20 protein-coding genes are annotated in these 20398 nt (G+C 63.0%); 9 read left to right on the top strand and 11 right to left on the bottom strand.

The genetic code is table 11. The annotated features are described in order from the left end of the window. Nucleotides 1-245: 245 nt before the first annotated feature. Entirely contained in the window at nucleotides 246-1172 is a 927-nt protein-coding gene (tal, locus tag PMI38_RS22485) for a transaldolase (protein ID WP_008099232.1), read from the top strand. Nucleotides 1173-1373: 201 nt separating this feature from the next. Further along, nucleotides 1374-3224, top strand: a complete 1851-nt coding sequence (locus PMI38_RS22480) for an alkaline phosphatase D family protein (protein ID WP_008099231.1) — start codon at nucleotides 1374-1376, stop codon at nucleotides 3222-3224. 128 nt (nucleotides 3225-3352) lie between these two features. Here PMI38_RS22480 and rssC read toward each other — a convergent pair whose 3' ends face one another. The 3 genes from rssC to PMI38_RS22465 form a co-directional block, all read right to left on the bottom strand. After that, nucleotides 3353-3835: an anti-sigma factor antagonist RssC gene (gene rssC / locus PMI38_RS22475; RefSeq protein ID WP_008099230.1), complete on the bottom strand. Its 483-nt coding sequence runs from the start codon at nucleotides 3833-3835 to the stop codon at nucleotides 3353-3355. Next, entirely contained in the window at nucleotides 3832-5016 is a 1185-nt protein-coding gene (gene rssB, locus PMI38_RS22470) for a two-component system response regulator RssB (RefSeq protein ID WP_043274075.1), read from the bottom strand. Before rssB ends, rssC begins: the two co-directional genes overlap by 4 nt. A 294-nt stretch (nucleotides 5017-5310) precedes the next feature. Then, nucleotides 5311-6018, bottom strand: a complete 708-nt coding sequence (locus PMI38_RS22465; RefSeq protein WP_008099224.1) for an MlaA family lipoprotein — start codon at nucleotides 6016-6018, stop codon at nucleotides 5311-5313. Nucleotides 6019-6207: 189 nt separating this feature from the next. Between PMI38_RS22465 and PMI38_RS22460 the strand changes: the two genes are divergently transcribed. Together PMI38_RS22460 and PMI38_RS22455 are read left to right on the top strand one after the other, a co-directional pair. Further along, on the top strand, nucleotides 6208-6771 hold the full coding sequence (locus PMI38_RS22460; protein ID WP_008099222.1) for a hypothetical protein: 564 nt from the start codon (nucleotides 6208-6210) through the stop codon (nucleotides 6769-6771). 123 nt (nucleotides 6772-6894) lie between these two features. Next, entirely contained in the window at nucleotides 6895-7158 is a 264-nt protein-coding gene (locus PMI38_RS22455; protein WP_008099220.1) for a DUF4404 family protein, read from the top strand. 120 nt (nucleotides 7159-7278) lie between these two features. Here the strand turns inward: PMI38_RS22455 and queF are convergent, their stop codons facing one another. Together queF and PMI38_RS22445 are read right to left on the bottom strand one after the other, a co-directional pair. Beyond that, complete coding sequence (queF, locus tag PMI38_RS22450) at nucleotides 7279-8109, bottom strand: NADPH-dependent 7-cyano-7-deazaguanine reductase QueF (RefSeq protein WP_008099214.1); 831 nt, start codon at nucleotides 8107-8109, stop codon at nucleotides 7279-7281. 68 nt (nucleotides 8110-8177) lie between these two features. Next, the gene (locus PMI38_RS22445; RefSeq protein ID WP_008099212.1) at nucleotides 8178-8681 is read right to left on the bottom strand and encodes a cupredoxin domain-containing protein; all 504 of its coding nucleotides are present in this window, start codon (nucleotides 8679-8681) and stop codon (nucleotides 8178-8180) included. Between the two features lie 179 nt (nucleotides 8682-8860). Here PMI38_RS22445 and cinR point away from each other — a divergent pair, with 179 nt between their 5' ends. Both cinR and PMI38_RS22435 read left to right on the top strand, forming a co-directional pair. Next, nucleotides 8861-9541, top strand: a complete 681-nt coding sequence (cinR, locus tag PMI38_RS22440) for a two-component system response regulator CinR (protein ID WP_008099204.1) — start codon at nucleotides 8861-8863, stop codon at nucleotides 9539-9541. Beyond that, nucleotides 9538-10878: a heavy metal sensor histidine kinase gene (locus PMI38_RS22435; protein ID WP_043274074.1), complete on the top strand. Its 1341-nt coding sequence runs from the start codon at nucleotides 9538-9540 to the stop codon at nucleotides 10876-10878. The genes cinR and PMI38_RS22435 overlap by 4 nt, the downstream gene beginning before the upstream one ends. Before the next feature lie 108 nt (nucleotides 10879-10986). Here PMI38_RS22435 and PMI38_RS22430 read toward each other — a convergent pair whose 3' ends face one another. From PMI38_RS22430 to PMI38_RS22420, 3 genes are read right to left on the bottom strand one after another with little or no spacing between them, the layout of a single operon-like run. After that, nucleotides 10987-12228: a lipoprotein-releasing ABC transporter permease subunit gene (locus tag PMI38_RS22430; protein ID WP_008099199.1), complete on the bottom strand. Its 1242-nt coding sequence runs from the start codon at nucleotides 12226-12228 to the stop codon at nucleotides 10987-10989. 40 nt (nucleotides 12229-12268) lie between these two features. Next, on the bottom strand, nucleotides 12269-12952 hold the full coding sequence (gene lolD, locus PMI38_RS22425; protein WP_177324924.1) for a lipoprotein-releasing ABC transporter ATP-binding protein LolD: 684 nt from the start codon (nucleotides 12950-12952) through the stop codon (nucleotides 12269-12271). A 7-nt stretch (nucleotides 12953-12959) separates the two neighbouring features. Continuing rightward, nucleotides 12960-14210, bottom strand: a complete 1251-nt coding sequence (locus tag PMI38_RS22420; protein ID WP_008099195.1) for a lipoprotein-releasing ABC transporter permease subunit — start codon at nucleotides 14208-14210, stop codon at nucleotides 12960-12962. A gap of 93 nt (nucleotides 14211-14303) precedes the next feature. Between PMI38_RS22420 and PMI38_RS22415 the strand changes: the two genes are divergently transcribed. Continuing rightward, the gene (locus PMI38_RS22415) at nucleotides 14304-14888 is read left to right on the top strand and encodes a PilZ domain-containing protein (protein ID WP_043274073.1); all 585 of its coding nucleotides are present in this window, start codon (nucleotides 14304-14306) and stop codon (nucleotides 14886-14888) included. Between the two features lie 32 nt (nucleotides 14889-14920). Further along, the gene (locus tag PMI38_RS22410; RefSeq protein ID WP_008099191.1) at nucleotides 14921-15637 is read left to right on the top strand and encodes a glycerophosphodiester phosphodiesterase; all 717 of its coding nucleotides are present in this window, start codon (nucleotides 14921-14923) and stop codon (nucleotides 15635-15637) included. 48 nt (nucleotides 15638-15685) lie between these two features. Here the strand turns inward: PMI38_RS22410 and sthA are convergent, their stop codons facing one another. From sthA to PMI38_RS22395, 3 genes are all read right to left on the bottom strand, one after another. Beyond that, nucleotides 15686-17080 carry a Si-specific NAD(P)(+) transhydrogenase gene (sthA, locus tag PMI38_RS22405; protein WP_008099189.1) on the bottom strand — a complete coding sequence of 465 codons (1395 nt, stop codon included), beginning with the start codon at nucleotides 17078-17080 and terminating at the stop codon, nucleotides 15686-15688. A 203-nt stretch (nucleotides 17081-17283) separates the two neighbouring features. Next, nucleotides 17284-18282: an FAD:protein FMN transferase gene (locus PMI38_RS22400; protein ID WP_043274072.1), complete on the bottom strand. Its 999-nt coding sequence runs from the start codon at nucleotides 18280-18282 to the stop codon at nucleotides 17284-17286. 185 nt (nucleotides 18283-18467) lie between these two features. After that, nucleotides 18468-19931 carry a glyceraldehyde-3-phosphate dehydrogenase gene (locus PMI38_RS22395; RefSeq protein ID WP_008099185.1) on the bottom strand — a complete coding sequence of 488 codons (1464 nt, stop codon included), beginning with the start codon at nucleotides 19929-19931 and terminating at the stop codon, nucleotides 18468-18470. Nucleotides 19932-20100: 169 nt separating this feature from the next. On the opposite strand from PMI38_RS22395, the gene PMI38_RS22390 reads away from it, so the two are divergent. Further along, nucleotides 20101-20398: hypothetical protein (locus tag PMI38_RS22390; protein ID WP_157214885.1), on the top strand; the 298-nt coding region annotated here is incomplete at its 3' end.

Here is a 20398-nt window from a genome sequence, read left to right as displayed (position 1 = left end):
CAACCATGGCCTGACAGACCGTGGCACGTTGCAACAAATGTAGGAGCGAGCTTGCTCGCGATGCGCCGCGCGGGCGGCGCTCGATCTCATGGGCGCCACAACATCCAAGGCGAACGCCTGGGAACCTCGCGCTGACTGGTGACTCGAATCATCACCGTCGACAATCGGCCCCCGCCCCAAAGGCCCCTTGAGCGCCCGCTGGGGCTCGGGTAATGTCGAGTAAACGCACAGGACAGAGCACGCCCATGACCTCCAAGCTGGAACAACTCAAGCAGTTCACCACCGTGGTCGCCGACACCGGGGACCTGGACGCCATCACCCGCCTCAAGCCGGTCGATGCCACCACCAACCCGTCGTTGCTGCTCAAGGCTGCCGCCATCCCTGGCTATGCCGATCTGCTCAAGCAGGTGAAAGCCGATGCCAAGGGCAATGTCGACCTGGCCTGCGACAAGTTCGCCGTGGCCGTGGGCTCGGGCATTCTGAAGGTCATTCCGGGGCGTATTTCCACCGAAGTGGACGCACGCCTGTCGTTCGACGAGCCGGCGCTGCTGAACAAGGCCCGTCAGCTGATCGGGCTGTATGAAGCCGCCGGGGTTTCGAAAGACCGCGTGCTGATCAAGCTGGCGTCCACCTGGGAAGGCATTCGCGCCGCCGAAAAGCTCGAGAAAGAAGGCATCCAGACCAACCTCACCCTGCTGTTCTCCTTCGCCCAGGCCCAGGCCTGCGCCGATGCCGGGGTGTTCCTGATCTCGCCGTTCGTGGGCCGCATCTACGACTGGTACAAGAAAAGCACCGGCACGGATTACGTCGGCGCCGAAGACCCGGGCGTGCAGTCGGTGACCCGCATCTACAACTACTACAAGGCTAATGGCTACGACACCGTGGTCATGGGCGCCAGCTTCCGCAACATCGGCCAGATCGAACAACTGGCCGGTTGCGACCGCCTGACCATCAGCCCGGAGCTGCTGCAACAGCTGAGCGATGATCAGGGCGAGCTGCCACGGGTGCTCAAGCCTGGCAATGCCGGCGAAGGCAAACAAGTGCTGAGCGAAAGCCAGTTCCGTTGGGCGATGAACGAGGATGCCATGGGCACCGAAAAACTGGCCGAAGGTATTCGCCAGTTTGCCCGGGACCAGGAGAAGCTGGAGAAGCTGATGGCTGACAAAGCCTGATACATCTCTGGTTTGCCAGACGGGCGGGAAGTGTTCAGCATTTTCCGCCCGTTTTCGTTTCACCCGGTTTGTCTTGAATTCAAGGGCCTCTTCGCGGGACAAGCCCGCTCCCACAGACTCTGCACTGTATCTGAAGCAGCGCCGGTCCTGTGGGAGCGGGCTTGTCCCGCGAAGAGGCCCGCATAGCCACCAGAGCTGTCGATGACTTCCCCCACTTCATTGCCCCTTGTTCTCGCCGGCCCCGTACTGCGCCGCCTGGAGCCCCAGCGCCTGGCCATCTGGCTGGTCGGCACGCAACCCTTGCAACCCGAGTTCATCATGGACGGCACGGCCAAGGTGGATTGCCAGGTCGTTCCCATAGGCCGGCACGCCTTCATCCACCTGCTGGACATTCACTTCAGCCAGCCCCTGCCCCGCGACGTCGCCCTCGAATACGACCTGCGCATCGATGGCCAGGGCATTGCCGACTGGGCCCCTCACCTGCTCTACCCTGGCTGCCAGCACCCGAGCCTGGTGCTGCGTGGCCGCCTGGAACAGCTGCTGCACGGTTCCTGTCGCAAACCGCACCACCCCGCCAGCGATGGCCTGCTCTGCGCCGACCGCCTGCTGCAGGCCTGCCAGAACCCGCAAGAGCGCCCCGCCGTGCTGCTGATGACGGGCGACCAGGTTTATGCCGACGACGTCGCAGGGCCAATGCTGCGGGCGATTCATGCACTGATCGAACGCCTGGGCCTGTTCGACGAGCAGCTGCAAGGTGCAGTGGTCGCCGATAGCCAGGCGCTCTATCGCCACCCTGCGAGTTATTACCATCGCGCCGACCTGCTACCCGCCCAGGCGCGCAACGAAAACCTGCGCGAACGCTTCTTCGGCGGCAAGCGCAAGCCGATTTTCTCCTCCAGCAACGCCGATAACCACCTGGTGACCCTCGCCGAGGTCATGGCCATGTACCTGCTGGTCTGGTCGCCCACGCCCTGGCAGTTGATCGACCTTGAGATGCCCGCAGGGCTTGCCGATGAGCACCAGGCGCGCTACCGCCAGGAGCTGCCGCTGATCGAGGCGTTCGCCAGCCACCTCGACCAGGTGGCGCGGGTAATGGCCCACCTGCCCTGCCTGATGATCTTCGACGACCACGACATCACCGACGACTGGAACCTGTCGGCGCAGTGGGAAGAAACCGCCTACAGCCACCCGTTTTCACGGCGCATCATCGGCAATGCCTTGCTGGGTTATCTGTTGTGCCAGGGCTGGGGCAACGATCCGACGGGCTGCCAGGGGCTGGTAGAACAATGCCTGCAGCTGGGCAGCCAACCCCATGACGCGCTGATCGACGACCTGCTGCGCTTCCAGGGCTGGCAGTTCAACCTGCCCAGCAACCCGCCGCTGCTGGTGCTCGACACGCGCACACGCCGCTGGCGCAGCGAAAGCGACCTGGCCAAGCCTTCCGGCCTGCTCGACTGGGAGGCGCTGTGCGAGCTGCAGCAAGCGCTGCTGGATCACCCTTCGGCCATCATCGTCTCGCCAGCGCCGATCTTCGGGGTGAAGCTGATCGAGACGGTACAACGGGTATTCAGTTGGCTGGGCTACCCGTTGCTGGTAGATGCCGAAAACTGGATGGCCCACCGCGGTGCCGCACAGGTGGTGCTGAACATCTTCCGCCACTCGCGCACGCCGGGGCACTACGTGATCCTTTCGGGCGATGTGCATTATTCGTTCGTCTACGAGGTGCTGATCCGCCACCGCCAGCGCAGCCCGCACCTGTGGCAGGTGACCAGCAGCGGGATCAAGAACGAGTTTCCGCGGCGTTTGCTGGATGTGCTGGACCGGCTCAACCGCTGGCTCTATTCGCCGCGTTCGCCACTCAACTGGTTCACCAAGCGTCGGGAAATGGAAGTGGTGCCGCGCACGCCCAGCCACAGCAAGGCTGGGGAGCGGCTGTGGAACGGGGCTGGGTTGGGGCAGGTGTTCTTCGATGAGCAGGGGCGGCCGGCGCGGGTGTTTCAGCTGAGTGCTGATGGGGGTGAGGCGACCGAGTTTGCGCCGACGAAAGACTGAAGGGGGGAGTTTTGCAGGGGATTTGCTGGCCTCATCGCTGGCAAGCCAGCTCCCACAGGGACGGGGAGCACATCTACTCGACCTGTGGGAGCCGGCTTGCCGGCGATGAGGCCGGTGCAGGCTCACGATCAGGTCCGCTCCAGCGCGCTCACCAGGTCATGGAAGGCTTCACGGTTGGAGTCATTCAAGCCCATCAGAATCTTGTGCGCCTCCAGCACCTTGGAACGCACCACATCCTCGTTCTGGTCCTGGGATGGCAGGTCGGTCAGGCATTCCGGGCAAGGCACCGGGCGATCGACGATGTTGAACACCTGATCGAAGCCCATGGACTGCAACAGTCGCGAAATGTCCGGGTTGGTCGTGACCACGGTGGGCAACAAGCCAACTTTCTGCCGCGACAGGATCGACAGCTTGGCCAGCAGGCCCAAGGTGGTGCTGTCGATGCTTTCGGTTTCGGTAAGGTCGATGACGATGGCCGAGAAGTTCAGCGCGGTGAAAATCTTCTCGATCGTCGCATCCAGCGCCGAACACAGGGTCAGACGCACTTCGCCGACGAACTTCAGGACGAAGGTACCGCTCTGCTCGGCGAACTGAATTCTACCGGTACTCATTGAAGGTTCCTGCTCAACACCAATAGGGCGATATCATCCGGCATCTCCCCAAGCGTAGCCAATCCGAATCGTTGGCGCAGCCCATCCAGGCTACCACCCGATGCCTTGACGATATCCGGCAAGGCAGCTTCTTTATCTTTGAGCGTGTCACCTGGCAAAAGGTCCAAAATGCCATCGGACATCAAGCTCAGGCTGAACTGCGAGGGCAGCTCGATCACCAGGTCCTGGTAGGTCGCCTCTTCGAACAGACCCACCGGCAGGCCGCGACCTTCCAGGTAACGCACCTGGCCCGGGCTATACAGCACCGGCAGCGGCAAGTGGCCACCCACGGCGTAGGTGAGCAGCCCGGTTTCCTCGTCGATCACCCCGCCAACCATGGTCACATGCTTGCCCAGCTTGCAGTTGATCAGCCCGCGGTTGATGTGGCTGAGCACTTCCGAGGGCTTGAATTCGCGTAGCTTGCTGCTGCGCTTGAATTCGAAGAGCAGCCGGGTAGTCATGAACTTCAGCAGCACCGTGACGAACGCCGACGATGCGCCATGCCCGGAAACATCGGCAAGGTAGAAGGCAATGCGCCGCTCATCCACGCGGAAGTAGTCGGCAAAGTCGCCAGACAGGTACAACGACGGGATGATCTGGTGCTCGAAGGCAAACTCGCCAGCCACCCAAGGGCTTTCCGGCAGCATGTTCATCTGCACCTGGCGACCGGCGGTCTGGTCCTCCTGCAACAGGTGCAGGCTGGCCTCAAGCTCGCGGTTGGCCGCTTCCAGCTTGTCTCGGTAGCGTTGGTTTTCCAGCACCAGGCGCGAACGGTCCAGCGCTCGGCGCACCGAATGTTCGAGTACGGCAAGGTCTTCCAGCGGCTTGATCAGGTAATCGGCGGCACCCAGGCGCAAGGCCTCTACCGCGTCGCTCATCACCCCGGCACCGGAAACCACGATTACCGGCAATTGCGGGGCACGCTCGCTGATCTGGCGGATCAATTCGAGGCCGCCCATCTGCGGCATGCGCAGATCGCAGATCACGAGGTCGGGCTGGTGTTCTTCGAAGACCTGGAGCCCCTGCTGGCCGTTACCGGCCTGGAGGACGCTGAAGCCACTGTCTTCCAGATAGGCGGCGAGGCTCGCACGGACCACGTCGTCATCATCGATGATCAGCAGCGTTGCACTGATTTTCTGCATGTGGGCGAACGGCGCCGATTTGGGGTGATGCAGGGGCGTCTGCAAGGCTGACATCCGACTGCTGGAATTCTTTGTAGTAACGCTCTACTTGAGTTGTAGGCCAATAACAGTGGCCAGGCAACCGGCAGAGGTACCTCGTAAGGCGCAGACGGTACTCCCATCCGCCAGGCGTTTCAAGCATACGAGGGTCGAGTCGCTTGCAGTTTGGAGGGCAAATTACTGGCAGTTATAAGAAAGGCGATCACAGTGACAAAAAAGGCGACCCCAAGGTCGCCTTTTTTGCTGTGGCATGAATCAGAAATCGTCTTCGACTTCGCCATCCTTGACCCGGAACTCGCGGTTCTGCAGGTAGGCGTTGCGAATGAAGATGTATTTGTCACCCTGAATCAGCTTTTCCGCCGACAGCAGGCTGGCACGGGTGTCGACCACGTCCAGGGCGAAGATCGAATTGCGGGTCGGCACGTGGTCGATATAGCGGTAAGGCCTGGTGTAGGTATCCGGGTACTTGGCCAGTCCGTCACGCACGGTGCTCGGGCCCAGCAGCGGGATGACCACGTAGGGACCGCTTGGCACACCCCAGTAACCCAGGGTCTGGCCGAAGTCCTCGTCGTTGCGCGTCAGGCCCATCTTGGTGCCGACGTCGAAGAAGCCGCCGAGGCCGAAGGTGGTGTTGACGATCAACCGCGCCGTGTCCACGCCCGCCGCATGGGGCTTGAACTGCAACAGGTTGTTGGCCAGGTTGGTGACATCGCCCAGGTTCAGGAAGATGTTGTGGATACCGTCCTCGAGGAACTGCGGAGTGACTGCCTGGTAGCCCTTGGCCAATGGCTTGAGGGCATATGTGTCGAGGGTATCGTTGAAGCGGAAGATTGGCCGGTTGACCACCTCCCAGGGATCCTCCTCGGTGGCTGCCTGGGTGGCTGCCACGGGCACCAGCAACAGGCTGGCACAGACACAGGCCTGGGTGATTCGCTTGATCACGTCGGCACCGATCCTACGCATAAATGTTCTCCATCGAATTTCTTGGCAGCAAGCGCAACGGGTCACACTGCAGGTACGGCGGCAGTATAGAGCCTTGCGGGCTGATAAACAGCTTTACACATTTTTGCTAAATATTTTGTGAACAACTGTTGCCGTCACAGGACCGTAACAATCAGCGAATAGCCTGCGGACTATTTCAGGGAAGTTGCCATGCACGATGCATCCGCCTTCACCGCTGTGCTGTTCGGCCTGCGCGGTTGCCTGGTCCAGGCCGCCAGCGGCAACCCACTGCCCGCCCCTGGCGCCCTCGAAGTGCTGGCCAGCTTGCGCCGCCAGCAGGTGCCTTGCATCTGGCTGGATGACCTGAACAGCGCACAAAGCCAGCGCCTGGCCGGCGTCCTGCCCGACTGGTTGCCCGGCCAGCGGGTCAATGGCGTGCGCTGGCCGGCACCCAATGCTTGCTGGCAGGCCCTGATGGCCCTGGCCAGCGACCGCCTGGATGGGTGCGTGCTGGTCAGCGGTGAACCGGCCTTGCTGCAGTCGGGGCTCAATGCAGGGCTGTGGACCATCGGCCTGGCCGCCTGCAGCCCTTCCTGCGACCTGGGTTCACAGCAGTGGCAGGCCATGAGCCCGCAGGAACAGGAGCTGGCCCGCGGCAAGGCCACGCTGGAATTGTTTCGCCTGGGCGTACACTCGGTGATCGACCACCTCGAGGCGCTGGACACTTGCCTGCTGGACATCGCCCAGCGCCGCCGCAAGGGCGAGAAGCCCTGACGCAATGCCATTGATGCGGATCATGCAAAGCGAGCGCAAGTGGATTACGCTTGGAGACAGGCACGAACCTTTGCCGCTTCGCTGAGGTCCATGCCTTGCCAAGCCATTGATGGAGAACAACCAATGCCTGCCCGCGAATTGCAAGAGCGCCTGAACAGCTTGCGCGAGCAACTGGATAGAAATGTCCCGCTGACGGATGAGGAGCTCGCCGCGCTCCACGAGGAAGCCAGACAGATCGAGGCGCAACTCAAACTCGAAGAAGCCACGCCGGACAACAACCTGGTGGATGGTGTGAACCTGGCGATCGAGCGCTTCGAGGCCGATCACCCCGACCTGACCGCTACCCTGCGCAGCATTGCCAACTCGCTGCACAGCATGGGTATCTGAAGCAACACGGGGCAAGCCCGCTCCCACAGGCCCTGCGCCGCATTCAAAGGCGGCGCAGAACCTGTGGGAGCGGGCTTGCCCCGCGAATGGGCCGCCAAGCGGCCCCTGTCACACTGAAAACTACTGACGAACCAGGCGCAGGTTCTTCGGGCTGATCGCCCCGGTGCTGCGATAGGGGTTGATATCCAGCCCACCGCGGCGCACATACCGCGCATACACCGTCAAATGCTCCGGTTGCAGCAGGTTCTTCAGGTCCAGGTAAATCCGCTCCACGCATTGCTCGTGGAAGTCGGCATGCTGGCGGAAGCTGATCAGGTAGGTCAGCAGGCTGGCATGGTCCAGCGCCCTGCCCTTGTACTCCACCACTACACTGCCCCAGTCCGGCTGGCCGGTGACCGGGCAGTTGGATTTGAGCAGGTGGCTGTGCACGGTTTCTTCCACGACCCGCTCCGGGTTGCAGCGCAGCAACTCGGGCTGTGGTTCTTCGTAGTTGCTGATGGCCACATCCAGCGCATCGATGCACTGACCCGGCAACGCCACCACGCCTTGCGCCTCGACCTCGGCCAGGGTGCGCACCTGCACGCCCACAGGCTTGCCAGCGGCTGCCGACAAGTCCTTTTCCAGGCAGGCACGCAGCTCATCGATAGAAGCAAACGCCGTCTGGTTGAGCGAGTTCAGGTACAGCTTGAACGACTTCGACTCGATGATGTTCGGCGAGTCGGCCGGAATGGCGAACTCACCGATCGCCACCACCGGCTTGCCGGAGGGCAGCAGCCAGGACAGCTCGAAGCAGTTCCAGTAGTCAACGCCCTGCCACGGCAGGGTCTGGGCGGTTACGCCCAGCTCGGCCCATTTGGCCGTGCGCGGGATCGGGAACAGCAGCGAAGGCGTGTAGGTGGCGATGTATTCGCTGGACTTGCCCAGCGGAGAGTGTTCGGCAGCAGGATGCATGGAAACTGACCTGAAGGTTCGGAATTGCCCCTATTCTACCGTTTTTACCTTCTGCCTTGGAGCGCAAGTCACTCGATGGTCAGCGGCCCCACCATACCGGCCTGGTAATGCCCCGGCACGTTGCAGGCGAACTCGATGGGCGCGGACTTGCGGAAGGTCCAGGTCAGCTCGGCCCGCTGGCCGGGTTGCACCAGCACGGTGTTGCCCGCGTCGTGACCATGGGCGCCATGGCCCATCTGGCCGTGGTCCATGCCTTCGTGGTTCATGCCTGCGGTGAAGAGCTTGCCTTGCATAGCGAGCATTTCCTTCTGGTGCTCGGCATGCATGGCCTTGTCGCCCAGGTTGAATTCGTGAGGCAGCTTGCCTTCGTTGATCAGCACGAAGCGCACGGTTTCACCGGCCTTGACCTGCAGGTTCCTGGGTTCGAAGGAAATGTCCTTGAGCACCACCTCGACCGTGCGCGTGGCCTTCGCCGCCGGGGCCGGCTCGCCGAAGGCGAAGGTTTTGCCACTGTCTGCGAGGGCGGGCAGGCTTGCGAAGGCAAGAGCGGCGGCGATGAACAGGTGTTTCATGATGACTCCAAAGCATACAGCGGGGATGAGGTCATTTTAAGAAGGGCTGACTGGCAGCGACCTGACGGCAAGATTACAACTTTGTCAGCTTGGGCGACGCTGAACATACTCACGTATCATTTCAGCCATTACACCGCCCCTGCAGGGGGCCGCGCCCCCATCCAGACTGCGGACACTGCATGAAACTGCTGATCGTCGAAGACCAGGCCCGCACCGGCCAATACCTGAGCCAGGGCCTCAACGAGGCCGGCTTTGCCACCGAACTGGCCGCCGATGGCGAAACCGGCCAGTTCCTGGCCCTGACCGGCGATCATGACCTGCTGATCCTCGACGTGATGCTGCCCGGCCGCGACGGCTGGCAGATTCTCCAGGCAGTCCGCCAGGCCGGCCTGGACACGCCGGTGCTGTTTCTCACCGCCCGCGATGCCGTCGAGGACCGTGTGCATGGCCTGGAACTGGGTGCCGACGATTACCTGGTCAAACCCTTTGCCTTCTCCGAACTGCTCGCCCGGGTACGCAGCCTGCTGCGCCGCGGCACCAGCCCCAGCCAGGACACCAGCCTGACGCTGGCCGACCTGCGCCTGGACCTGCTGCGCCGCCGCGCCGAACGTGCTGGCCAGCGCGTCGACCTGACCGCCAAGGAATTCGCCCTGCTCGAACTGTTGCTGCGGCGCCAGGGCGAGGTGCTGCCCAAATCGCTGATCGCCTCGCAGGTGTGGGACATGAATTTCGACAGTGACACCAACGTCATCGAAGTCGCCATCCGCCGCCTGCGCCTGAAGATCGACGACGCCCACCCCAACAAGCTGATCCACACCGTGCGTGGCATGGGCTACGTGCTCGAAGAGCGCCATGACTGATGCGCAGGCTCTCCCTCGGTAACCGCCTGGCGCTGCTGTTCGCCGCCTGCACCGCGGCCGTTTCGCTGGGCGCCGGCCTGCTGTTCAACCACGCCAGCAAGCAGCACTTCATCGAACTGGACCAGCAACTGCTGGAATCGCGCCTGTCGCTGTTCCGCACCCAGCTCGCCGGCCTGAACGGCCCTGGCGACCTGGAAAGCCGGCTACCCGCCCTGCGCAATGAGCTCAGCCATCAGGCCGACCTGGCCTTGCGCATCACCGGCAGCGATGGCGCACCGTGGTACGCCAGCCGCAACCCGTTGCCCGATGCCCCCTCTGGCACGGGCCTGGCGACCGTGCATGCGGAGGGGGTCGACTACCGCAGCCTGGCGGTACCCTTGAACGAGAGCGCCCGGCTGACACTGTTCCTCGACATCACTCACCACCAGCATTTCCTGCAGGGCATGCAGCGCCTGATCTGGCTGACCGTGGGCCTGTCGGCGCTGGCGACGGCATTGCTCGGCGCCTGGGCCGCACGCCGCGGATTGCGGCCGTTGCGCCAGATGGGCAAGGTGGCGGACAGCGTCTCGGCGCGCTCGCTGACCACCCGCCTGCCAGCGGAACAGATGCCCGAGGAACTGGCAGCGCTTGCCAGCACCGTGAATGCCATGCTGCAACGCCTGGATGACGCCTTCCAGCGCCTGTCGGCATTTTCCGCCGACATTGCCCATGAACTGCGCACGCCTCTTTCCAATCTGCTGACGCACACCCAGGTCACCCTCACCCGCCCACGCAGCCTCGAGGAATACCGCGAAGCCTTGCACGGCAACCTGGAAGAGCTGCAATGGATGGCGCAGATGATCAACGACATGCTGTTCCTCGCCAAAGCGGACCATGGCTTGCTGGTACCGGGCCAGGCGCCACTGGCCTTGCACCAGGAAGTGGATGCGCTGCTGGAGTACTACGGGCCGCTGGCCGAGGATGGCGAAGTACAGCTGTTGCGCGAGGGGGAAGCGACGCTGCGGGGGGATCGGCACATGTTGCGCCGGGCATTGTCCAACCTGCTCGACAATGCCCTGCGCTTTACGCCGGCTGGCGGGCAGATCTGCGTGACGCTGGAGCCGGGGGTGCGGATCTGCGTGGCCAATACGGGCGCAGCGATAGAAGCGGCGGCGTTACCGCGCTTGTTCGACCGTTTTTACCGAGTGGACCCGGCTAGGCGGGAAGGCAGCAGCGAGCATGCAGGGTTGGGTTTGGCGATTACCCGGTCGATCGTGCAGGCCCATGGCGGGAGCATTCGGGCGGAATGTGAAGGTGGGTGGACGCGGTTTGTGATCGAGTTGCCTGAGCGCCAGTGAGTCTGGGGCTGCTGCCCAGCCCATTCGCGGGACAAGCCCGCTCCCACAAGGACGGTGCTAAACCTGTGGGAGCGGGCTTGCCCCGCGAATGGGCCGCTACAGAATCACTCAAACCGCCAGCCCGATCGCCGGCTGCACCTGCGACGCCCGATAAGCCGGGTAAATGGTCGCCAGGAAGCTCATCACCAACCCCGCCGCACAGATGATCCCCACATCCCCCCACTGCAACTCGGAAGGCAAGCTACTGATGAAGTACACATCCGAGGTAAAGATGTGCTGGCCGCTCACCCGCTCCAGCCAGCCGACGATCTGGCTGACATTGAACGCGGCGATCACCCCGAGCACGCCACCGATCAAGGTGCCGACGATACCGATCAGGCTGCCCTGAACCATGAACGTGCCCATGATCTGCGCCGGCGTGGCACCCAGGGTACGCAGGATGGCGATGTCCGGCCCCTTGTCGTTCACCACCATCACCAACGTGGCGATGATGTTGAACGCCGCCACGGCAATGATCATCAGCAGCAACAGACCGATCATGGTCTTTTCCATTTTCATCGCACTGAACAGGCTGCCCTGGGTGTGCGACCAGTCGTCGGCGCGGTAGGCATCGCCCAGCCCGGCGGCGATGGCCTTGGACACTTCCGGTGCGGCATACAGGTCATGCAGCTTCAGCCGCACGCCCTGCACCTGGCCCGGCGCCCAGCGCTGCATCTCACCGGCATCGGCCATGTGGATATAGGCCTGGGAACCGTCCAGCTCGGCCCCGACCTTGAAGATGCCGACCACGGTCAGGCGCTGCATGCGCGGGGTGATGCCGCCCGGCTCCTTGCTGATTTCCGGCACGATCAAGGTCAGCTTGTCACCGGTATTGAGGCGGAAGCGGCGCGCGGTGAGCTCACCGATCACCACCCCATACTCACCCGGCTGCAAATCCTGCAAGCGGCCCTGGACGATGTGCCGACCAACGATCGACACCTTGCCCTCCTCGGCCGGGTCGATACCGCTGACCTGAATCGGCTGCATCGCCCCCTTGTAGGAAAGCATGCCTTCCATTTCGGTGATCGGCGCTGCCGCTATCACGGCAGGGTTCTTCAACGCAGCGTCGGCGGTCGCGCGCCAGTCCTCCAGCGGCTGCACCCCAAGGATTGCGGCGTGCGGCACCAGGCCGAGAATTCGCGAACTCATCTCGCGCTGGAAGCCGTTCATCACCGACAGCACCACGATCATGGCCAGCACGCCCAGTGACAGGCCGATCATCGAGGTCATCGAGATGAACGAGATGAAATGGTTGCGGCGCTTGGCACGGGTGTAGCGAGCACCGATGAACAAGGGCAAGGGTCTGAACATGTACGAAAACACCCAATGAAAAAATGTGGGGCGGCCTGGCTCAGATCGCGACCAGGTGGCCGTCGTCGAGCTTCAGTACGCGGTCCATCTGGCGCGCCAGATTGAGGTCGTGGGTCACTACCAGGAACGCCGTGCGCGAGGCACTGGACAGTTCCTGCATCAACTCCTGGATACCCTGGGCGGTGTGGTGATCGAGGTTGCCGGTTGGCTCGTCGAGCATCACCAGGCCCGGGCGGTTGACCAGGGCGCGGGCGATCGCTACACGCTGGCGCTCGCCACCGGACAGTTCGGCCGGCTTGTGGTTCAGGCGGTGGCTCAGGCCCACGCGCTTGAGCAGCGCCCCGGCGCGTTCACGTGCCTCAGGGATCGCGGTGCGGCCGATCAGCAGCGGCATGCACACGTTCTCCATGGCCGTGAACTCCGGCAGCAGGTGGTGGAACTGGTAGACGAAGCCCAGCTCGCGATTGCGCAGCAGGCCGCGGGCGCGCTCGCCCAGGGCCGACAGTTCCTCGCCTGCCAGCCAGACACTGCCCTGGGTCGGCCGGTCGAGGCCGCCCAGCAGGTTGAGCAAGGTGCTCTTGCCCGAGCCCGAACTGCCGACGATGGCCACCCGCTCACCGGCGTGCAGCTCAAGGTTGAGGCCGGACAATACCTGCACCGACTCCGGGCCCTCGTCGTAGGACTTGCCCAGGTTGCGGCAACTCAGAACGGCTTTATCACTCATGCGCGACTCACTCATAACGTAGCGCCTCTGCAGGCTGGGTGCGCGCCGCACGCCAGGCCGGGTACAGGGTGGCGAAGAAACTCAGGACCAACGCCGCACCACAGACCATGTACACGTCCTGGGACTGGATCTGCGACGGCAGGTAATCGATGAAATACACGTCGGCATTGAGGAACTTGTGCCCGATCAGTTTCTCGATGCCGGCGATCACCGCACTGACATTGAGCGCGGCCACGATCCCGACCACGGCGCCGATCAGCGTGCCGATCACCCCGATCACCGTGCCCTGGACCATGAAGATGGCCATGATCTGCCCAGGCGTGGCGCCGAGGGTGCGCAGGATGGCGATATCACCACGCTTGTCGTTGACCACCATCACCAGGGTGGAAATGATGTTGAACGCGGCCACCGCGACGATCAGCAACAGCAGCAGGCCGATCATGGCCTTTTCCATGCGGATCGCCTGGTACAGGTTGCCGTGGGTACGGGTCCAGTCGCGGCTGTAGTACTCCTGGTCGCCCAACTGCTGGGCGATGCTCCAGGCCACACGCGGCGCCTGGAACAGGTCGTCGAACTTCAGGCGCAGGCCCTGCACCTGATCCGCCTTCCAGCGGTGCAGGCGGGACAGGTCGGCAATGTTGGTCAGGCCCAGATAGCCGTCGATCTCGCCGGCACCGACATGGAAGGTGCCGACCACCGTGAAGCGCTTCATGCGCGGGAACATCCCCGCCGGCGTGACGCTGACTTCGGGCGCGACGAAGGTGAGCTTGTCGCCGATGGCCACGCCCAGCTTGGCGGCGGCCTTGTCGCCGATCATGATGCCCCACTCGCCTGGCGCCAACTGGTCGAGGCGGCCTTGCAGGATGAAGTTGTCGATGATCGACACTTCACGCTCGCGGGCTGGGTCGATGCCGTTGAGCAGCACCTTCTGCACCTTGCCGTCATGGGTCAGCAGGCCCTGCATCTGGGTGTACGGGGCAACCGCCAGCACCTGCGGATTCTGCTTTACTTGTTGGGCAAGCGCAGGCCAGTCGTTGATCGGCTGGCCGCTCTCCAGCGTGGCATGCGGGATCATGCCCAGCACGCGGGTACGCATCTCGTGGTCGAAACCGTTCATGACCGAGAGCACCACGATCATCACCACCACGCCCAGGGCGAGGCCGATCATCGAGGTCAGGGAAATGAACGAGACGAAGTGATTACGGCGCTTGGCACGGGTATAACGCGTGCCGATGAATGCGAAAAGAGGTCTGAACATGTCGGGGCTTGTTCGGATGAAAGGGAACGTCCTTGTGGCGAGGCGCCTGTGGCGGCTTTACACTCGGACCACCGCCGCTACCATGGGTTCGCCATGACGACATTAGACGAAGAAGATCGCCGCGAATACTACCGCATCGAAGATCGGATCGCACTGGAAATAAGCCCTTTGAGCGCGGCCGAAGCCCTTGAGCCAGAACTGTTGCAGGATGATTCACCACTGTTCAACCTGCTCAGCGAGCTGCACCTCAGCGACTTCGAGTCACAGCACCTGCTGCGCCAGCTGAGCGACAAGGACCGTATCCTGGCGGCTTTCCTGCGGGCACAGAACAAACGCCTCGACCTGCTCAGCGCCGTCGTCGCGCAAAGCCTGATCGGCGAGATCGGCCAGCCGCAACGGGTGATCATCTCCGAGGGCGGCATCGAATTCGCCCAGCCCCAACAGATTGCCCCCGGCACCCGGGTAAAACTGAAGATGGTGCTGATGCCGCGTGCCCACGGCCTGCTGCTGCGCGGCAAGGTCACCCATTGCGACCCACGCCCGGAAGGGGGCTTCGAGGTCGGCACCGAATTCATCGACATGACCGACGCCCAGCGCCAACTGCTGGCCCGCTACATCCTGCAGCGCCAGCAACAACAACGCCGCCAGCAACTGGAACTGGAAGATCCCGCTTCCTGAGCTTTTTTCATTCTTGACCTGAAGGAACGAACGTGACCCTCATTTACGGCCACCGTGGCGCCAAGGGCGAAGCGCCCGAGAATACCCTGACCAGCTTCCGCCAGTGCCTGTCCCACGGCGTCAACCGCTGCGAACTGGACCTGCACCTGTCGGCCGACAACGAGCTGATGGTCATCCACGACACGTCGCTCAAGCGCACCACCGGCCGGCGCGGCAAGGTGGTCGAACACCCGGCAGCCGACCTGGTCACCTACGACGCCCGCAAGGGCGGCCCGGGCCATGTGCAGCCCTGCCCTATCCCGCGACTTGAAGAACTGTTCGAAAAATGCGCCTTCGAGCACTGGCAGCTGGAGGTCAAGAGTGCTTCGCGCACCCGCGCCGCCACCACGGTGCTGGCCATTCGCGAACTGGCCCAGCAGTACGGGCTGCTGGACAAGGTGACCATCACCTCCAGCTCACGCGAAGTACTGGGGGCGGCACTGGAACTGGTGCCGGACGTGAAGCGCGGGCTGGTCGCCGAATATGCCTGGCTCGACCCGCTGAAGGTGGCGCAGAACTATGGCTGCGAGATGCTGGCCTTGAACTGGACACTGTGCACCCCGGAACGTCTGCTCAAGGCGCAGGGCCAGGGTTTGCATGTGTCGGTGTGGACGGTCAACGAACCGGCACTGATGCGCCGGCTCGCTGACTTTGGCGTGGACAGCCTGATTACAGACTTTCCCGGTTTGGCCAAGACCACCCTCGGGTAGGGCTGAAATCGGTCTCCCCGACCGGCTCAGGCCACCGGCCGGAGCCGCTTAAAAAAGCCGGTTCAGACCGTCGTAGGCAGCTACCCGATAGGCTTCGGCCATGGTCGGGTAGTTGAACGTGGTGTTGACGAAGTACTTCAGGTTATTCAGCTCGCCCGGCTGGTTCATGATCGCCTGGCCGATGTGGACGATTTCCGAAGCCTGGTAGCCGAAGCAGTGCACGCCGAGGATTTCCAGGGTTTCACGGTGGAACAGAATCTTCAGCATGCCCTGCGGCTCGCCAGCGATCTGCGCACGGGCCATGCCCTTGAAGAACGCCTTGCCCACTTCGTAAGGCACCTTGGCCTGAGTCAGCTCCTGCTCGTTCTTGCCGATCGAGCTGATCTCCGGGATGGTGTAGATGCCGGTCGGCACATCGTTGACGAAGCGCCAGCTGCCGTTGTCGACAATGCTGCCGGCCGCCGAGCGACCCTGGTCGTGGGCGGCACTGGCCAGGCTCGGCCAGCCGATCACGTCACCGGCGCCATAGATGTTCGGCACGGTGCTGCGGTAGGCCTCGTCGACCTCGATCTGGCCACGGCTGTTGACCTTGATGCCGATGTTCTCCAGGCCCAGCTTGTCGGTGTTGCCGGTACGACCGTTGCACCACAGCAAGGCGTCGGCCTTGATCTTCTTGCCCGACTTCAGGTGCAGGATCACGCCGTTGTCCAGGCCTTCGACCCGCTCGTACTCCTCGTTGTGGCGCACGGTGATGTTGTTGTTGCTGAAGTGGTAGCTCAGCGCCTGGGAGATTTCCGAGTCCAGGAAGCTCAGCAGCTGACCACGGTTGTCGACCAGCTCCACCAGCACACCCAGGCCGCTGAAGATCGAGGCGTATTCACAACCGATCACGCCGGCACCATAGACGATCAGCTTGCGCGGGGTGTGGCTCAGGCTGAGGATGGTGTCGCTGTCGTAGACGCGCGGGTGATGGAAGTCGATGTCGGCCGGGCGGTACGGACGCGAGCCGGTGGCGATGATGATGTGCTTGGCGTTGAGTTTTTCCACCACGCCGTTGGGGCAGACCACTTCGACGGTCTGCTCGTCGGCGAAGCTGCCGGTGCCGAAGAACACGTCGACGCGGTTACGGGCGTAGTAGCCGGTGCGCGAGGCGACCTGCTTGGAAATCACCTTCTCGGCGCTCTTGAGCACGTCAGGGAAGGAGAACCAGCGCGGCTCACCGATGGCACGGAACATCGGGTTGGTGTTGAACTGCATGATCTGCCGCACCGAGTGACGCAGTGCCTTGGACGGGATGGTGCCCAGGTGGGTGCAGTTGCCACCGACCTGACGACGGCTATCGACCATCGCCACCTTGCGCCCTGCTTTGGCGGCGTTCATTGCCGCACCTTCTCCGGCCGGGCCGGAACCCAACACCACTACGTCGTAGTTGTAGACAGCCATGCGTACTCCTTCAGAACTGGCCCGCCGGCCACGGTCGCCGCGGGACTCGATCATGCCGCCGGGGCGTCATGAGAAAATTCGTGTGCAGTCTAATCAAGCGTGAACGCCGCGCACATTAACCCTTGGTCGCGTCGTAGGCCAATTTTGCCTGCACTACATGTTATTGCCCGATTCCATGGCCTTGATCTTCCCTGCTTGCGCTTTCACTCGCCTTTCGTTGCCCGTTCGAACGCGGGCGTAGCTCGGGAGACGAAACCACCCTCTACCCGGGTCACCAGCACGGCGGCCAGGTCATGGGCCACGGCAAAGTCCCAACCGCGCTCCGGCCCAAGGACTAGCAGCAGGGTCGAGTAGCCGTCGGCTTGCAGCGCCGAGCCATCGAGTACAGTGACTGCAGCCAGGTCATGTTCGACCGGCCGCCCGAGGCGGGCATCGAAGGTGTGCGAATAGCGCCGGCCATTCTCCTCGAAATAGTGGCGATAGTCACCCGAGGTCGATAGCGCAAGGCCATTGACCGGGATGACCTGGCGTGCGATCTGGCGGTCTTCGCGGGGCAGCTCCAATGCAATCCGCCATGGACTGCCATCGGGCTTGCGGCCGACGGCCTTGAGCTCGCCCGTGACCTCGGCGACGAAACTGGCCACCCCCATGGCGCGCAGGCGCTCGGCAATCAGGTCGACGGCATAGCCGGCGGCGATGCTGTTGAAATCCAGCTGCACCGGCGCGTCCTTGCACAGCGTTTGGCCGTCGATACGCAGGTGACGGTAGCCTACGCGCTGCCGGGCCTGAGCCAGGGCCTGCGGGTCGGGGACCTGCTCGTGACGGGACTGGGGGCCGAAGCCCCAGAGGTCGAGCAGCGGTTCGACGGTGAGGTCGAAGGCGCCCTCGCTCTGCTCGGCCAGGTGCTGGCCGAGGGCGACCAGTTCGAGCATGTCGGATGGCAAGGTCAGGCACTGGTTGGCGGGGAGCAGGTTGAACTGGCTGACGATGGAGTCGCCGCGGTAGGTCGAGTAGTGCTGGTCGATGCCTTGCAGGAGGGTTTCGACGGCGGCCTGGACCTGGACAGGTGCTAGGCCGCCGGGTTCGCGCACGTACTGGATGCTATAGCTGCTGCCCATGGTCGGGCCGCCCAGGCGTTCCAGGGCTGGGCCCTGATTGCAGGCAGTGAGGAGCATCAGGAGGAACAGGAGGGCTGTGCGCAAGTTCGAACTCTCGGTTGTCGGTACTGGCCCTATCGCCGGCAAGCCGGCTCCCACAAAAAAGCAGGCCTGCGCTGTTCCTGTGGGAGCCGGCTTGCCGGCGATAGGGCCAGCACAGACACAATAAATGCAGGGCAAAAAAAACGGGAACCCGAAGGTTCCCGTTTTTTCATTGCCTTACAAGCGAATCAGCGTGGAAACGCTGGCGGGTTCACACCAGCCATCTCTTCCATCACGCGAACCACCTGGCAGCTGTAACCGAACTCGTTGTCGTACCAGACGTACAGAACAACGCGGTTGTCGTTGCAGATGGTAGCTTCGGCATCGACCACACCGGCGTGGCGCGAGCCCACGAAGTCGGTGGAGACCACTTCCTGGGAGCTGACGTAGTCGATCTGCTTGTGCAGTTCCGAGTGCATGGCGGTCTGGCGCAGGTACTCGTTGATTTCCTCGCGGCTGGTACCCTTTTCCAGGTTCAGGTTGAGGATGGCCATCGACACGTTCGGCGTCGGCACGCGAATGGCGTTGCCGGTCAGCTTGCCCTTGAGCACTGGCAGTGCCTTGGCGGCTGCGGTGGCGGCACCGGTTTCGGTGATGACCATGTTCAGCGGCGCGGCACGGCCACGGCGGCTGCCCTTGTGGAAGTTGTCGATCAGGTTCTGGTCGTTGGTGAACGAGTGAACGGTTTCGACGTGACCATTGATGATGCCGTACTGGTCGTTGATGGCCTTGAGCACCGGCACGATGGCGTTGGTGGTGCAGGAGGCGGCCGAGATGATCTTGTCATCGGCGGCGATGTCACCGTGGTTGATGCCGTGCACGATGTTCTTCAGCGCGCCTTTGCCCGGTGCGGTGAGGATCACGCGGGCAGCGCCCGGGCAGGCCAGGTGCTGGCCCAGGCCGTCAGCGTCACGCCATACGCCGGTGTTGTCGACGATCAGTGCGTTCTCGATGCCGTACTGGGTGTAGTCGACTTCGCTTGGGCTCTTGGCATAGATGATCTGGATCAGGTTGCCGTTGGCGGTGAGGGTGTTGTTGGCTTCGTCGATGGTGATGGTGCCATCGAACGGGCCATGCACCGAGTCACGACGCAGCAGGCTGGCGCGCTTGACCAGGTCGTTCTCGGCGCCTTTGCGCACGACGATTGCGCGCAGACGCAGGCCATCGCCACCACCGGTCTTCTCGATCAGGATGCGCGCCAGCAGGCGGCCGATGCGGCCGAAGCCGTACAGGACGACGTCGGTGCCCTTGCGCGCCGAAGCGTTCTGTTGGCCAACCACGTCGGCCAGCTCTTCACGCACGAACTGCTCGGCGCTGCGGCCGTTGCCTTCCTGCTTGAACTTGTTCGCCAGCTTGCCCAGGTCGACCGAAGCGGCGCCCAGTTTCAGCTCGCTCATGGCCTTGAGCAGGGGGAATGTCTCGTGGACGGACAGTTCGGTTTCGTCGGTTTGACGATGACGCGCAAAGCGGTGGGCCTTGAGGATCGAGATAACCGAACGGTTGATCAGGCTGCGGCCATAAATCGAGCTCACCACGTTGTTATTGCGGTAGAGCTGACCGATAAGCGGGATCATCGCTTCAGCCAGAGCTTCACGATCAATCCACTCACCAAGACACTGGTCGGGCTTCTGAGTCACGGGAACCTTCCACATGTAGGGGGAGAAAAAAGGGGCTACATTATGACGCCCCAACGCGTAACCGGCAATGAGCACCTGTCGCCGGAGCCCAAGCCTGTGTTCATGCCCCTTTCGGAGCCTGACAGCACGCACCGGCACCGGTACAATCGATCTCTTTGCCGCAACGCTTGGAGTGCAATCTCCCGTGTCAGTTCTGCGCCTACCGCAAATGTCGGCCACGGCCGGCAAACAAACCTGGGGCAACCTGCCCGGTGCCGCCCTCAGCCTGGCCATCGCCGAAGCCGCCAGCAGTGCTGGTCGCTTCACCCTGCTGCTGACCGCCGACAGCCAGGCCGCCGATCGCCTGGAACAGGAGCTGCGCTTCTTTGCCCCGGAGCTGCCGGTGCTGCCGTTTCCCGATTGGGAAACCCTGCCCTACGACCTGTTCTCGCCGCACCAGGACATCATTTCCCAGCGCATCGCCAGCCTCTACCGGCTGGCGG

The sequence above is a fragment of the Pseudomonas sp. GM84 genome, assembly GCF_000282535.1.
GTDB lineage: Bacteria > Pseudomonadota > Gammaproteobacteria > Pseudomonadales > Pseudomonadaceae > Aquipseudomonas.
Note: the sequence above shows the minus strand (reverse complement) of the source record. Positions and strands in the feature narration are given on the sequence as shown.